The organism is Amycolatopsis dendrobii, from assembly GCF_014145675.1.
Lineage (GTDB): Bacteria > Actinomycetota > Actinomycetes > Mycobacteriales > Pseudonocardiaceae > Amycolatopsis > Amycolatopsis dendrobii.
Window position 1 is genome coordinate 193989 of the sequence record NZ_JACGZW010000014.1, and the last position, 14256, is coordinate 208244.

General features: G+C 69.3%; 13 protein-coding genes. 3 read left to right on the forward strand and 10 right to left on the reverse strand.

Going from position 1 to position 14256, the window contains the following annotated elements; translation table 11 throughout:
• Positions 1 to 46: 46 nt before the first annotated feature.
• Together H4281_RS36265 and H4281_RS36270 are read right to left on the reverse strand one after the other, a co-directional pair.
• Positions 47 to 931 (reverse strand): hypothetical protein, encoded by an 885-nt coding sequence (locus H4281_RS36265; RefSeq protein WP_182895369.1) that lies wholly within the window; start codon positions 929 to 931, stop codon positions 47 to 49.
• A gap of 378 nt (positions 932 to 1309) precedes the next feature.
• The gene (locus H4281_RS36270) at positions 1310 to 1912 is read right to left on the reverse strand and encodes a TetR/AcrR family transcriptional regulator (protein WP_182895370.1); all 603 of its coding nucleotides are present in this window, start codon (positions 1910 to 1912) and stop codon (positions 1310 to 1312) included.
• A gap of 72 nt (positions 1913 to 1984) precedes the next feature.
• Between H4281_RS36270 and H4281_RS36275 the strand changes: the two genes are divergently transcribed.
• Positions 1985 to 2836: an oxidoreductase gene (locus H4281_RS36275; RefSeq protein WP_182895371.1), complete on the forward strand. Its 852-nt coding sequence runs from the start codon at positions 1985 to 1987 to the stop codon at positions 2834 to 2836.
• Positions 2837 to 3338: 502 nt separating this feature from the next.
• Here the strand turns inward: H4281_RS36275 and H4281_RS36280 are convergent.
• From H4281_RS36280 to H4281_RS36290, 3 genes are read right to left on the reverse strand one after another with little or no spacing between them, the layout of a single operon-like run.
• On the reverse strand, positions 3339 to 5510 hold the full coding sequence (locus tag H4281_RS36280; RefSeq protein ID WP_182895372.1) for a xanthine dehydrogenase family protein molybdopterin-binding subunit: 2172 nt from the start codon (positions 5508 to 5510) through the stop codon (positions 3339 to 3341).
• Positions 5507 to 6469 (reverse strand): FAD binding domain-containing protein, encoded by a 963-nt coding sequence (locus H4281_RS36285; protein WP_182895373.1) that lies wholly within the window; start codon positions 6467 to 6469, stop codon positions 5507 to 5509. Before H4281_RS36285 ends, H4281_RS36280 begins: the two co-directional genes overlap by 4 nt.
• Positions 6456 to 6908, reverse strand: coding sequence for a (2Fe-2S)-binding protein (locus tag H4281_RS36290; RefSeq protein WP_182895374.1), 453 nt, complete (start codon positions 6906 to 6908; stop codon positions 6456 to 6458). The genes H4281_RS36285 and H4281_RS36290 overlap by 14 nt, the downstream gene beginning before the upstream one ends.
• A 231-nt stretch (positions 6909 to 7139) precedes the next feature.
• Here H4281_RS36290 and H4281_RS36295 point away from each other — a divergent pair, with 231 nt between their 5' ends.
• Positions 7140 to 7691 carry a TetR/AcrR family transcriptional regulator gene (locus H4281_RS36295; protein WP_182895375.1) on the forward strand — a complete coding sequence of 184 codons (552 nt, stop codon included), beginning with the start codon at positions 7140 to 7142 and terminating at the stop codon, positions 7689 to 7691.
• A gap of 78 nt (positions 7692 to 7769) precedes the next feature.
• Here H4281_RS36295 and H4281_RS36300 read toward each other — a convergent pair whose 3' ends face one another.
• From H4281_RS36300 to H4281_RS36320, 5 genes are all read right to left on the reverse strand, one after another.
• Positions 7770 to 8198 carry an acyl-CoA thioesterase gene (locus H4281_RS36300; protein WP_182895376.1) on the reverse strand — a complete coding sequence of 143 codons (429 nt, stop codon included), beginning with the start codon at positions 8196 to 8198 and terminating at the stop codon, positions 7770 to 7772.
• A gap of 10 nt (positions 8199 to 8208) precedes the next feature.
• Positions 8209 to 11184 carry a bifunctional [glutamine synthetase] adenylyltransferase/[glutamine synthetase]-adenylyl-L-tyrosine phosphorylase gene (locus tag H4281_RS36305; protein WP_182895377.1) on the reverse strand — a complete coding sequence of 992 codons (2976 nt, stop codon included), beginning with the start codon at positions 11182 to 11184 and terminating at the stop codon, positions 8209 to 8211.
• Between the two features lie 30 nt (positions 11185 to 11214).
• Entirely contained in the window at positions 11215 to 12345 is a 1131-nt protein-coding gene (locus tag H4281_RS36310; protein ID WP_182895378.1) for an inorganic phosphate transporter, read from the reverse strand.
• A 94-nt stretch (positions 12346 to 12439) separates the two neighbouring features.
• On the reverse strand, positions 12440 to 13189 hold the full coding sequence (locus H4281_RS36315; protein WP_182895379.1) for a type 1 glutamine amidotransferase: 750 nt from the start codon (positions 13187 to 13189) through the stop codon (positions 12440 to 12442).
• Positions 13186 to 13602 carry a rhodanese-like domain-containing protein gene (locus H4281_RS36320; protein ID WP_182895380.1) on the reverse strand — a complete coding sequence of 139 codons (417 nt, stop codon included), beginning with the start codon at positions 13600 to 13602 and terminating at the stop codon, positions 13186 to 13188. The genes H4281_RS36315 and H4281_RS36320 overlap by 4 nt, the downstream gene beginning before the upstream one ends.
• Before the next feature lie 124 nt (positions 13603 to 13726).
• On the opposite strand from H4281_RS36320, the gene H4281_RS36325 reads away from it, so the two are divergent.
• On the forward strand, positions 13727 to 14164 hold the full coding sequence (locus tag H4281_RS36325) for an Lrp/AsnC family transcriptional regulator (RefSeq protein ID WP_182895381.1): 438 nt from the start codon (positions 13727 to 13729) through the stop codon (positions 14162 to 14164).
• Positions 14165 to 14256: the final 92 nt, after the last annotated feature.

Below are 14256 nucleotides of genomic sequence, written 5' to 3' on the forward strand. Positions count from 1 at the left end.
CCGGCGGCCAGGAATACCCGGCCGCCGGTTCGCGTCAACTGTCCGCTCAGGGGCGGTAGAGCTCCTTGACGACGTCGATGTTGTCGTTCTTGTCGACGTGGATTTCGGCGTGCAGCTGCTTCGCGCCGGTCAGCGCCTCCATCAGGGCCTGCTCGGTGCACGGGTTCGTGCCGCGGCCCTGCGGGTCGAGGGCGACCTCGCCGCCCGGGCACAGTTCGGCCGCGCCGAAGACCTGCGCGGTCTTGCTCACCGGGAGCCGGTAGGTCTTGGCGTCGCCAGGCACGAACTGGCCGTCGTCCGGGCCGCCCTTCTTCCAGGTGACCAGCTGGAACTGGGCCATGTTGACCGAACGGTCGAATCCGGTGAACTGCACGGTCTGCGTCGTGTTCGGGAAGCGGCGCGTCGGCGCGGCGGGCTGCTGGCCCGCGCCCCCGGTCGGCGCGGTCTTGATCATGAACTCGGTGCCGCCGTCCTTGCCGCAGTTCACCACGCCCTGAGCGAATTCCTCTTCCGCGCCCAAGGCACAGTCCCAGTGCCCTTCAATGCCGAGAACCCGGTGACCCGGGCCTTCGCCCTGCGACGGAGCCAATTCGTAGTACTTCGTCATCACATTGAATGCTTCGGTGCAGCCGGGAATGGTTCCGTTGGCGCTTTGCACCGCGATCAGATCCATTTGCTTGCCGCCCGCCGGGCCGACCTGCCCGCCGTGCTTGCTGCAGTTCACATCGCCGTTCGACGTGGCCGCGGTGCCCGCCGCACCGGCCGAACCGCCCTGGGTGTTCTGCTTGACCGCCGCCGCGTCGGAAACGCTCTTCGCCGCGGAACCATTTCCGTCGACATTGTTTCCGCTGCATGCGGAAAGCAAAGCGGTCGCGGCGACCGCCCCGCCGGCCAGGACCAGCTTCATCGACTTCATCGCGGTGAATCCCATTTCGTGCTCCCCGTGTCTTTTGGCGAATCTCTGCCCCCAAAGACGTGAAGCACCGAATCCCGTTGCCCGGAAGTTCCGCGGAGAGCCATCGTTGCCCCAATGTCGCCCCCGCCTGGTCCGCGCGGGCACGACCTCGACCGGCCTCGCAACCCCGGCCTAGAACACGTCGCGCAGGGTTTCCAGGAGACGGGCGCTGTTCTCCTCGTCGCGGCGGCAGCAGGTCCGTTTGCCGCGCCGGGTGGCGATGACCAGGCCCGCTTGCCGGGGAAACTCATCGGATCCTCGTGCGGGCGATTTCGAGCCGGGCGGCGTGGGAGGTGCTGGTCGAAGGCGGTCCTGCTGGCGGCCGCCCACGGGCAAGGTCGCCGTCGCGGTGAGCTAGACCGGGAGACCGAGCGCTGACAGCCAGACTCGGGTCAGCGTCGCCGCCGCGTCGTCCAGCGAGCTGCCCGCGGCAAACGCCTGGTAGAAGACGCGTTCGGTCATCCAGACCAACGCCGAGGCAACCTCCGCCGCGGTTCCGGACGGCAGCCCGGCGCGCTCGGCGACGCCTCGCATGGTGTCGGCGAGCGCGACCACCGCGGAGCGCCACGCCTGGTCGATCGCCGGAACCGACGGGGAGAGTTCGACCGCCGTGCGCATCACCGTGCCGTGCTCGCGCCACATCCGCGCGGTCTGCCCGATCCCCCGCCGGACCGCCTCGCCAGGAGCCGAAGCGGCCGCGTCCACCGCGTCGACCTCGGCGCGCAGCTTGGCCACCGTCCGCTCGACCAGCGCGGCGAGCACCTCGTTCTTGGACCCGAAGTAGAAGTAGAGCGCACCCCGGGTGATCCCGGCCTCTTGCGCGATCGTCGCGACGGTCATGCATGCCCCGCCGGTCGAGTTCAACTGCTGCTCCGCCGCGTCGAGAATCGCGCGTTCGCGCAGGTCGCCCTTGGTCGGAGCGGTCCGGCGGCGCGGGCGGGTGTCGTGCTCTTCCACCTGCCCGTTCTATCACGCCGACTATTTTTGACGCAGTGCAGATTTTTCTCAACACAGTGTAGAGTTCGCTTCATGACCAAGCTCTTCCTGATCACCGGCGCCAGCTCGGGCCTCGGCCGGGCGTTCGCCGAGGCCGCGCTCCAAGCCGGCCACACCGTCGTCGGCACCGTCCGCAAGCAGGCCGACGCCGCGGAGTTCGAACAGCTCCAGCCGGGGAAATCGCTCGCGCGCATCCTCGATGTCACCGATGACGACGCGGTGTTCCGGACCGTCGACGAGATCGAGGCCGGAGTGGGCCCGATCGACGTCGTCATCGCCAACGCCGGGTACGGCCACGAGGGCGTTTTCGAAGAGTCGACGATGGCCGAACTGCGCGCGCAGTTCGAGGTGAACGTGTTCGGCGTCGTCGCGACGGTGAAGGCGGTGCTGCCGTACCTGCGGCAGCGGCGGCGCGGGCACATCCTCGGCGTCACCTCGATGGCCGGGCTGATCACCGTGCCGGGCACGTCCTTCTATCAAGGCAGCAAGTACGCCGTCGAAGGCATTCTCGAAACGGTCGGCAAGGAGGTCGCTCCGTTCGGCGTGCACGTCACCGCGATCGCGCCGGGATCGTTCCGCACCGACTGGGCGGGCCGGTCGATGGTCCGCACCGAGCGTTCGGTGCCGGACTACGACCAGGTGATGAACCCGATCCGCGACCACCGCCTAGCGGCCAGCGGCAAACAGCTCGGCAACCCGCGCAAGGCCGCCGAGGCCGTGCTGCACATCCTCGACGTCCCGAACCCGCCCGCGCACCTGGTCCTCGGCTCCGACGCCCTCCGCCTCATCGCGAACGGCCGCGCGGCGGTCGACAAGGAGATCGAGGAATGGGCGGAGCTGAGCCGGTCCACCGACTTTCCGGACGGGGCTCAGCTGCCCGGCTGATCAGGCTCAGCCTCGGAGCCACGGCCAGACTCTGCGAAAAGTGCCCGCGAAGCCAGACATACTGCTTGCGGGCTGAGGCACGAGCGCATTTTCCCGGCGGGGAGAGTGCGCTCGGAATCTGGTCGCCGATCTGCGGAGAACGCGTCCGCACCAGCCGAGGGCAGACCACCCGCCGCACAGCTGAGAACATATTTCCGACTGCGGGCAAAAGGCGAATGGGCCCGCGGAGCAGTTCCGCACCCCGGGCCAGAACTGCGTTCGCTTCGAGACTGGCGTTTTACGGTGCCGGGCGCAGCGAACGCGTCATGCGTCGGCTAGCCGCTACCAGCACGCACTCCAGCGCCGCCAACCGCGCCGCGCCAGCGCACACCCCGGCAGACGCCAGCATGCGAGAGCCCGCCACGGCGTCGAGGTATTCGCACGCCGGACCTCGGCACACCACCCACCAAGCCCCACCGGGCGACCAGGGAGGGGACGCCCGCATCCGGACGCCCCCTCTCGGTCACTCCACCAGCAAATCCTCGATCATGATCGGAATGCTCCGCACCCGGATCCCGGTCGCGTTGCACACCGCGTTCGCCACCGCGGCTGCCATGCCCACCGCGCCGATCTCGCCGACTCCGCGGGCTCCGACCGCGTTGTGCAGCGTGTCCGGGTACTCGACGAACTGGACGTCGATCTCCGGGATGTCGGCGTTGACCGGCAGCAGGTAGCTCGCGAAGTCCGCGTTCGCGGGGCGTCCGCTCGGCTCCACTTCCAGTCCCTCGTGCAAGGCCGCGGACACGCCCCAGATCATGCCGCCGGACAGCTGGCTCCGCGCCTGCGTCGGGTTGATGATCCGGCCGCCGTCGAAGACGCCCAGCATCCTCGACACCCGGACCTCGCGGGTCAGCCGGTGCACTCGGACCTCGCAGAACTGCGCGCCGAACGAGCTGAACGAATGCTTCGTCATCTCCTCGCCCGGAGCCGACGATCCCTTGGCGGACAAGGATTCCCGGCCGATCGCGCGCAGCAGGTCGCCGAACGGCATCGTGCCGTGGTTGCCGTGCAGCAAGCCCTCGGCGTACGTGACGACCTCGCCCTCGAACGGCGCGCCCGGCTCGGCGGCGAGCGCCACCAACTCGTCGAGCAGTTCGGTGGCCGCGAGCATGATCGCGGTGCCGGTGCTCGCCGTGGCGGTCGAGCCGCCGGACATGCCGCCCGGCGCGAACCGGGAGTCGCCGAGGTGCGGGGTGACGCGTTCCGGGTCGATGTCGAGGGATTCGGCCCCGATCGTGGCCAGTACGGTGAGCAGCCCAGTGCCCGGGTCGGCCCCGCCAGTGGACACGTCCGCGGTCCCGTCCGCGTTGAGCACGATCTCGACCGTCGCCGGGAAGCGCAGCCCCGGGAACATGGCGGTCGCCGTGCCCATGCCGACGAGCCAGTCCCCGTCGACGTGCCCGCGCGGCGAGCGGTTCGCCCAGCCGAATCGCTGCGCCCCGATCTCGTAGCACTCGTCGAGGTGCTTGCTCGACCACTGCAGATCGACGCCGGGAGGAGCGAGCGAACTGTTGCGCTTCCGCAGTTCGATCGGGTCCATCTCCAGTGCGATCGCGAGCTCGTCGATGGCGCTTTCGAGCGCGAACGAACCCGACGCCTCCCCGGGCGCGCGCATGAATGTGCCCGGCGGGATGTGCAGCGGCACCATTTTCTGGCTGATCGACAGGTTCTGCGTCGCGTACCACTCGCGCGAGGTGCCGTGCGAGGTCGGCTCCACAAAGGACCGGCTCATCGACGTGGCCGACCAGGAGTCGTGCTGCACCGCGATCAGCGTGCCGTCGCGATCCGCGCCCAGTGCGATCTTCTGCACCGTGGCCGGCCGGTTCGCCGTCGCCGTGAACACCTGCTCCCGGGTGAGCGCACACTTCACCGGACGGTCGAGCGCCTTGGCTGCGGCCGCGGCCAGCATCCCCGGAGCCGAGGTGCCCGCCTTGCCGCCGAACGCGCCGCCCACATACGGGTTCACCGCGTGCACGGCCGACGGCTCGATGCCCAGCACCCCGGCCATTTCCATGGCTTGCAGGTAACTGGCCTGGTTTCCGCTGTAAAGCGTGAGCTCGCCGCCGTCCCACTTCGCGACCGCCGAATGCGGTTCCATCGCGGCGTGGTTCTGCGTCGCGGTGCGGTAGGTCTCCGAAACGACGACCGAACTCCGCGCCAATGCGTCCGCGATGGACTCGACGCCGTCGGCGAGCACCTCGATCGACGGCGCGCTGCCCCGGCTCTCCGGTGCGTCCTCCGCCGTCGCGAGCCCGTCCTCCATCGACGTCAGCGCGGGCTTTTCCTGGTAGGAGACCTCGATCAGCCCCGCCGCGTCCCGTGCCTGTTCGAACGTCTCCGCGACGACCAGCCCGATCGGCTGCCCGTAGAACACCACGTCCCGGTCGTGCAGCGGCAGCCACAGGTCCCCCATCAGCTGGGACTTGTACGGGTGCAGCTCGAGCGGGTCGAACGGGCTGTAGACGCTCACGACCCCGGGCGCGCTCTTCGCCGCGGTCACGTCCATCGCGGTGATCTCGCCGTGCGCGATCGTGCTGAGCACGATGTACCCGTACAGCATGCCGGGGAACGTGCGGTCCAGCGCGTAATCGGCCTGGCCGGTGACTTTCCGCGGACCGTCCAGCCGCGCGCTCATGCCCGGCTCCCTTCGGTCAGTTCGAGCAGCGCGCGGACGATCGTCCGCTTCAGCAGCGAAGGTTTGAACACGTTGCCGGGCAACGGCTTTGCCCCCTCGACGGCTACCGCGGCGGCGGCAGCGAAGGCTTCTTCGGTCAGCTCCGCGCCGCGGAGCGCCTCTTCCACGGCGGGCAGCCGCCACGGCACCGTCCCGACTCCGCCCGCCGCCACGCGGGCGTCGGCGATCTTCCCGTCGCGCACGTCGAGCGCGACCGCCGCCGAGCACAACGCGAACTCGTACGACTGCCGGTCGCGGATCTTGACGTACGTCGAGTTCTCCGCCCAGTCGAGCCGCGGCACGCGCACCTCGGTGATCAGCTCGCCCGGACGCAGGTCGTGCTCGATTTCCGGGGTGTCGCCCGGCTGCCGGTAGAACTCGGTCAGCGCGACCGTCCGGGCGCCCTCGGCACCGGCCAGTACGACCTCCGCGTCGAGCGCGACCAGCGCGACCGCGACGTCGCTGGCGTGGGTGGCCACGCAGGAATCGCTGGTGCCGAAGATCGCGTGCATCCGGTTGACACCGGAAATCGCCGAACAGCCGCTGCCCGGCGAACGCCTGTTGCACGGCATGGCGACGTCGCGGAAGTACGAGCACCGCGTGCGCTGCATCAGGTTTCCGCCGATGCTCGCCATGTTCCGCAGCTGCTGCGACGCGCTGAGCAACAGCGCGCGCGAGATCGCCGGGTACACGCCGGGATGCGCGGCGATGTCGCCCATCCGCTCCAGCGCACCGAAGCGCAGGCCGTCCGCGGTGTCGATGCCCCGCAGCGGCAGGTCGTTGATGTCCACCACCTGCTGCGGCGTGAGGACGTCGAGCTTCATCAGGTCAACGAGGGTGGTGCCGCCCGCGAGATAGGTGCCCGCGCTGCCCAGCGCGTCCTCGACGGTGGCGGGTGCGGTCAGCTCAAACGGTCGCATCGGCCTGCCTCGCCTGCTCCACGGCGCGCACGATGTTCGGGTACGCCGAACAACGGCACAGGTTGCCGGACATGAACTCGCGCACGTCGGACACGTCGTCGCGCACCGCGGCGACCGCCGACATCACCTGCCCGGACGTGCAGAACCCGCACTGCAGCGCGTCCTGATCCACGAACGCCTGCTGCACCGGGTGCAGTTCGTCCTCAGTGGACAGTCCTTCGACGGTGGTGACGGGACCGCGCACAGCGGCCGCGAGCGTGAGGCAGGACAGCACCGGCTTGCCGTCGACGTGCACGGTGCAGGCGCCGCACTGACCGCGGTCGCAGCCCTTCTTCGGGCCGGTGACGGCGAGCCGCTCGCGCAGCGCGTCCAGGAGGGTCACTCCCGGCTCGACGCTGAGCTGCTCGGTTCTTCCATTGACTTCAAGGGAAATGTCCACAGTAGGGTTCGCTTTCCCGCAGTCCGTCCGCGGCGGACGTCCTGCGGCGTGATGGTGGTGGTGACGGCCCTTCGGGAACACGAGCCGTCCGGGGTAAACCGGATATTCATCCGCTTGGCTCGCTTTGACCGAGGCTAGCGGATTAGAATCCGCTACGCAACGAAGTGGAGCTGCTCCAGGTGGTGCTGGAGCAGCTCCAGGCCAAGCAGGCGAAGTCACGCGGGAGGCGCGATGCCGGTGAGCCCGCGGCGGGCGGACACCCGGCGCAACCACGAACGGATCCTGGCGGTGGCGGCGGAAACCGTGAGCCGGGCAGGAGAAGTGTCGTTCAACGCGGTCGCCAAGGAGGCGGGCGTCGGCGTCGGCACGGTGTACCGGCACTTCCCCACGCCGGAGTCGCTGGTGCTGGCCGTCTACGAACGCGAGGTGAACCAGCTCGTCGAGATCGTGCCCGAATTACTCGCCGAGCATTCCCCCGCTCAGGCGCTGCGCGTCTGGATCGTGGATTACCTGGCGCACTACATGATGACGAAACGCGGGCTGGCCAACGCGTTGCGCGCCTCGCAGAGCGAACTGCCGACGCAGGCGTACGCGCGGATGCTCGACGCGCTCGACACCCTCCGCAAGGCGAACGCGGAGGCGGGCACGATCCGGCCGGACCTGAAGACGGAAACCCTGATGCGCGGTCTCGGCGGGCTGTTTTTCCTTACCCCGGAAGGAGATTGGAAAGCGGAGACCGACGCGGTGGTGGATCTGGTGTGGCACGGGATGCGGCTGGACTGACCACGGCGAAGTCCGTGCGGGGAACCCCGAGGGAATCAGAATCCGGGAAGGTGGCCCGCACGGACCCGCCCCGAAGCCTCACTCCGAAGTGGACAGCACCTTCAGATCAATCCCGGCCCGCTCGAAATGCCCCCGCGGGTCCGGCACTAGCCTGCGCTTCTCCAGATCCATCAACCCCAGCGTGCACTTGATCTCGGCCGACAGCGTCCCGTCCAGCTTCACGATGCGCGAGGTCATCCAGAACACCTTGCCGTCGCCGAACGAGGCGTCACAGGTCACGTCCACCTCGTCCCCGGCGCGCAGTTCCCGCCGGTAGACGATGTTCGACTCGAGCAGCACCGGCGCGAGACGCGCTTCGCGCAGGTTCCGGTCGCCGGCCGCCTCGAAGACTTCCAGTCGCGAAACCTCTCCGTACGAGTGGTACACGGCGTGGTTCAGGTGGCCCAGCGTGTCGAGTTCGTAGTGGCGCACCTTGATCCGGGTGCGGAACGGTTCGCGGTCGGTCACGAAGTCCAGGCTAGTTGTCGTAGAAGAGTTCCTCGACCACGGCGTGCGCGTGCCGCGTCACACGGCGGTAGGCGTCGAGGAACTCGCCGGGGTCATCGTCCACCGAGTAGCCGAACACGCGCGCCACCGCGGCCAGGTCGCGGCCGGTGCCGGGCACCTCGTCCGCCGCTTTGCCGCGCACCAGCATCGTCGCGTTGCGCACGCGCGTGGCCAGCAGCCAGGCCTCGCGCAACGAGTCCACCGACTCGGCCGGCGCGAGGCCCGCCTCGGCCAAGGCGGTCAGCGCGTCGAGGGTCGACGTCGTCCGCAGGCCAGGCACCTCGTGCGCGTGCTGCAACTGCAATAGCTGGACAGTCCACTCGACGTCGGCGAGACCGCCGCGGCCTAGTTTGGTGTGCCGTGTCGGGTCGGCTCCGCGCGGGAGCCGTTCGGTCTCCACCCGGGCCTTGATCCGCCGGATCTCGCGCGCGTCCGTCGGGTCGAGCCCGCCTTCCGGATAGCGCAACGGGTCGATCATCGAGATGAACCGTTGGCCGAGCTCCTCGTCCCCGGCGACGAACCGGGCCCGCAGCAACGCCTGCGATTCCCACACCTCGCCCCAGCGCTGGTAGTACGCGCGGTACGAGTCCAGCGTCCGCACGAGCGGCCCGCTGCGTCCTTCCGGCCGGAGGTCCGCGTCGACGACCAGCGCCGGATCCGCACTCGGCGCGCCGAGGATCTTCCGCACCGTCTCCGCGACCGACGAGGCGAACCGCACCGCTTCGGCGTCCGGGACGCCTTCCGCGGGTTCGCAGACGAAGAGCACGTCGGCGTCCGAACCGTAGCCCAGTTCCGCCCCGCCGAGCCGTCCCATGCCGATGACCGCGATCGTCGCCGGAGTACGCCCCAGCTCAGCCTGCCGTTGCCGATAAGCCGCCGACAGCGCTCCCTGCAACACCGCGACCCACACGCTCGACAGCGCTTCGCAGACCGACGGAACATCCAGCAGTCCCAACAAATCCGCGCACGCGACGCGAAGCAGCTCATGGCGACGCAGTGACCGAGCAGCGGTGACAGCAGCGCTTAACCCAGGCTGACGGCGTACGGCGGCCCGAAGCGACGTCGCCACTTCGGCTGGCGTACGTCCAGTCAACCGAGCCGGATCTCCCAGCAGCTGAAGCACTTCCGGCGCGCGGACAAGCAGGTCCGGCACCAGGTTCGACGTGCCGAGCAAGAAGGCGAGCCGCTCCACGACAGTGCCCTCGTCACGCAGCACCCGCAGGTACCACGGAGTGTCCTGAAGCGCCTCGGAAACCTTGCGATACGAAAGCAGCCCACCGTCCGGATCCGGCGTATCAGCCAGGCAATCGAGCAACACCGGAAGCAGCGCCTGCTGAATCGCCGCGCGCCGCGACACCCCGGCGGTCAGCGCCTTGATGTGCTGCAACGCCCCTTCCGGCGCGGCGTACCCGAGCGCGGCGAGCCGGCTGGCGGCCTGTTTCGTGGTGAGCCGCAACGCTTCCGTCGGCACATTCGCCACCGACTGCAGCAGCGGACGGTAGAAAACCTTCTCGTGCAGCCGCCGAATCCCCTGCGCGTGCCGGCGGAACTCAGCGAGCAGCGCCTCGCCCTGGCTGCGTCCGCGAACCGGCCGAATCCCACAGGCGCGGGCGAGAATCCGCAGCTCATCGGTGTCCGACGCGGCCGGGAACAGGTGCGTCCGCCGCAACCGGCGCAGCTGCAGCCGGTGCTCGACGGTGCGCAGGAACTCGTACGACGAGCTCATCTCCGCCGCGTCCGCGCGGCCGACGTACCCGCCGTCGCCCAGCGCGGCCAAGGCTTCCAAAGTGGACGACGAGCGCAGCGCGGGATCCACCCGGCCGTGCACGAGTTGCAACAGCTGCACGGCGAACTCGACGTCGCGCAATCCGCCGCGACCCAGCTTCAGCTCGCGTTCGAGATGCTCCGACGCGACGTGGTCCTCCACCCGCCGGCGCATCTGCTGAACCTCGGTCACGAAGTTCTCGCGGTCCGCGGCCGACCACACCATCGGCGCGACCATCTCCGCGTACTGACGGCCCAGCTCGGCGTCGCCGGCCACCGGACGCGCCTTCAGCAAAGCCTGGAACTCCCAGGTCTTCGCCCACTTCTGGTAGTACGCGGTGTGCCCTTCGAGCGTGCGCACCAGCGCGCCGCTCTTGCCTTCCGGTCGCAACGCCGCGTCGACCTCGAAGCACGCGTTGCCGACCAGCCGCATCATCGTGCTGGCCAGCCGGGTCGCGACGCCGAGGTCGCCGGCCCCGACGAAGATGACGTCGACGTCGCTCACGTAGTTCAGCTCGCGGCCGCCGGTCTTGCCCATCGCGATCACCGCGAGCGCGCCTTCGGCGGACGCGCCGACCTCCTGCTCGGCGACCACCAGCCCGGCCTGCAACGAAGCCTCGGCGAGAGTGGTCAGTTCGCTGGCCACGTCCCGGAACTGCGGGTGTTCCAACCCAGGTTCGACGAGGTGGCCGAGGTCAGCGGCGGCGATGCCGAGCAGCAGCCCGCGGTAGCCAGCCCGCAGCTCATGCTCCGCGGCGGTCCCGGTGGCGTACGTCCCGTCGTCCTGGCGAACCCGCTCAAGCAGCCGCTCCGCGAACTTCGCCGGGTCGGTGCACCGGTTGTCCGCGAGACAACGCCACTCGCCCGGATTGGCGACGAGGAAATCCGCCAACGCGGTGGAGGTGCCGAGCACGCCAAGGAGCCGACCGCGGAACGTGCGGTTCTCGCGGAGCGTGCTGTCCAGCTCGGGCCAACCGGGTTCGTCGGCCTCGCGAATGCGGTCGAGCCCAGCCAGCGCGAGGTCCGGGTCCGCGGCACGGGAGAGAGCGAGCAGGACGTCGGTGGCGCCGTCGGCGGGTCCGCCTTCGGTCCACCAGCCCGCGGCGCGCAGTTGACCGTCGGCCCGGGTGTCGGTGAAGCCGTACCTGGCCGCCGAAGCTGTGGTCCGCGCGCGCTCTGCCATCGCTCACACCGTAGCCGGAGCCGGGCCGGTTCAGGCAGCCAGGCGGTCCGGTTCGGTATCGGCGGCAGAGGGCTCGGGGACCTGGAAGCTGTGCGCGGTGACGGGTTTGCGGCGGGAAAGGAGGTAAATCCCGGCCGCGAAGAGAATGCCGGCGACGCCGACCGCGATGGTCCCGGCCTCGCCGAGCGAGGCGATCTTGCCCGCCGCCGCGCCGACGATCGCCGCCGCGGGCAGCGTGAACAGCCACGCCAGCACCATCCGGCCCGCCATCCGCCAGCGCACCGGAGCCTCCCGGCGGCCGACGCCGGAACCGACGATGCCGCCCGAGCAGACGTGCGTGGTCGACAGCGGGAACCCGAGGTGCGAGGACAGCAGGATCACGACCGCACTGCTGGTCTGCGCGGAAAAGCCCTGCGGGCCTTCGATGTCGGTGAGGCCTTTGCCGAGGGTGTGGGTGATCCGCCAGCCGCCGAGATACGTGCCGAGCGCGAGCGCGGACGCGGCGCTGATGATCACCCAGACGGGCGGCGCGGATCCAGCGGGGAGGCTACCGGCCGCAACGAGCGTCAGGGTGATGACGCCCATGGTCTTCTGCGCGTCGTTGGTGCCGTGCGCGAGCGAGACCAGCGACGCGGAGACGATCTGTCCGACCCGGAACCCCCGGCCGCCGCGCTTGCGCACCAGGAACCGGTAGACGAGGTAAGTAACCGCTGCCGCCGCGACTCCCGCGATGATCGGGGAGGCGGCGGCCGGCACGAGCACCTTGTCCACGATCTTGGCGAAGTGGACGGAATCCGCGCCCGCGGACACCCAGGTCGCACCGATCAAGCCGCCGAACAGCGCGTGCGACGAACTCGACGGCAGGCCGACGTACCAGGTGAAGAGGTTCCAGACGATCGCCCCGATGAGCCCGCCGAACACGATGGCGGGCCCGATCCTCGTCTCGTCGACGAGACCGCTGGAAATCGTTTTCGCGACCTCGACCGACAGGAACGCGCCGGCCAGGTTCAGCACCGCGGAGATCGCGACGGCGACGCGGGGCCGGAGTGCTCCGGTGGCGATCGAGGTCGCCATCGCGTTCGCCGTGTCGTGGAAGCCGTTGGTGAAATCGAAAACCAGCGCCGTGCAGATCACGACGACAACGAGCAGCGAGGGGTCCACCCCGACCTCCGAACCCTACGGAAATACCTCTCGCAAGGTACCTGACCGTTTGGGTGAACCGTTAACTCGCCGTAAGTGATTCCGACATCATCCGTTAAGCCAGCGGCAACTGGCGTTGACTTTCCGGAGCCGCCTCCAGCTGCCCGGCGGCCAACTGGACGAACCGGCGCGCGAACGGACGCCACGTCTCGGCGATTTCCGCGTGCGCAGAGATCAGGGTCTCCTCCTCCAGCGCGCCCGGACGGGTGAGTTCCGCCATTTCCGGCTCCGCCTCGGCCCAGGCGCGGACGACGTCCGGCGTGGTCTCGATGTGGAACTGGACACCGTAGACACAACGGTTCATCCGGAAGGCCTGGTGCGGGTACTTCGGAGTGGACGCGAGCAGCTCGGCGCTCTGCGGCAGAACGGTGATGACGTCGCGGTGGAACTGCAGGACGTCCGGGAGGAAGGGCATGTCCGCGAAGAGCGGATCGACCCACGCGGCGTCCTTCTTGGACACAAGCCCCGGCCCGACCTCGGGCCCGGACTCGCCCTCCGCGACCTGCCCGCCGGTCGCGACGGCGAGCAGTTGTGAACCGAGACAGAGCGCGAGCGTCGGCACGGCCTTCCCCGCCGCGGCGGCGAGCAGCTTCCGGACGTCGGCGAGCCAGGGATGCTTGGCGTCGTCAAGCGCGCCCATGCCGCCGCCGAGACAGATCAACCCGTCGTACCCGTCGAGACTCGACGGCAGCTCCTGCTCCGGCGGCAGCCGCACGTCGAGTTCCGCGCCGGCCTCGGTGAGCCACTCCCCGAGCGGGCCGACGGGATCGCTGGCATCGGGCTGGATGATGAGCAGACGAGTCACGGCGTCCAGGGTACGGGCTGCTCGGACTCTGTCGGATAGCCGTGCGCGAGCCAGGTCGTAATGCCGCCGGAGAGGCGTTTCACGGTGAAGCCGAGCCGCGCGAGCCGGTACGCGCCCTGGGTGGCGGCGTTGCAGTAGATGCTCTCGCAGTAGCAGACGTAGACGAGGTTCCGGTCGAGGTCACGGGTGCTTTCCTCGGTCATTTCCCGGTACGGCAAACAGATCGCGCCCGGCAGGTGAGCTTCGGCGTACGCCCCTGGGCTGCGGGTCTCGACGAGGACGTAGCCGTCGGTGCGCCCGTCGGCGAGGTCCTGGGCGAGGTCGACCGGGTCGACCTCGAAGGCGAGCTCGCCACCGAAGTACTCGACGGCGTTGGAGGCTTCGTGGGGAAGGGAGAGGATGCGCGGTTTCACGGTGTCGATCCTCTCGTTCCAATCCTGGTCCCGGACAGGGGAAGATCCAGGTGTTCCGCCGTCTTCACCAGGGTTTTCCGGGTCTGGACGGCAGTTGGCCTGGAGTTTCTGAGAGGGTGCCGAGGTGGACCTCGACGATGTTGATCGGCACCTGCTGGGGCTGCTCCAGTCCGACGGCCGCCTGACGTTCTCGGAACTCGGCCGCCGAGTCTCACTGTCCGCGCCGGCCGTGACCGAACGGGTACGCCGATTGGAACAGCGCGGGGTGATCACCGGCTACGCAGCACGCGTCGATCCGGAAAAGCTGGGTCGCCCGATCCAGGCGATCGTCCGGGTCCGGGTCCGCAGCCTGGACGGCCCGCGCTTCCGGGAGGTGATCCTCCCGCTGCCGGAGATCACGGACGCCGATCACGTCACCGGTGACGAATGCTGGCTGCTCCGCGTGCACTGCCGCACGACTGCGGAGCTGGAGCTGTTTGTAGAACGGGCTCAGCGCTACGGCGAGACGACGACCTCGCTGGTGTTCTCGTCTCCCGTCCGAGGCCGCGGGCTGCCGCTGTGACCTGGACATGATGAAGGCCCGAACCCCGGTAACGGGTTCGGGCCTTGTCTTGGGTCCGGATATGAGTCTGGGCCCCGGGAGAACCACCGGGT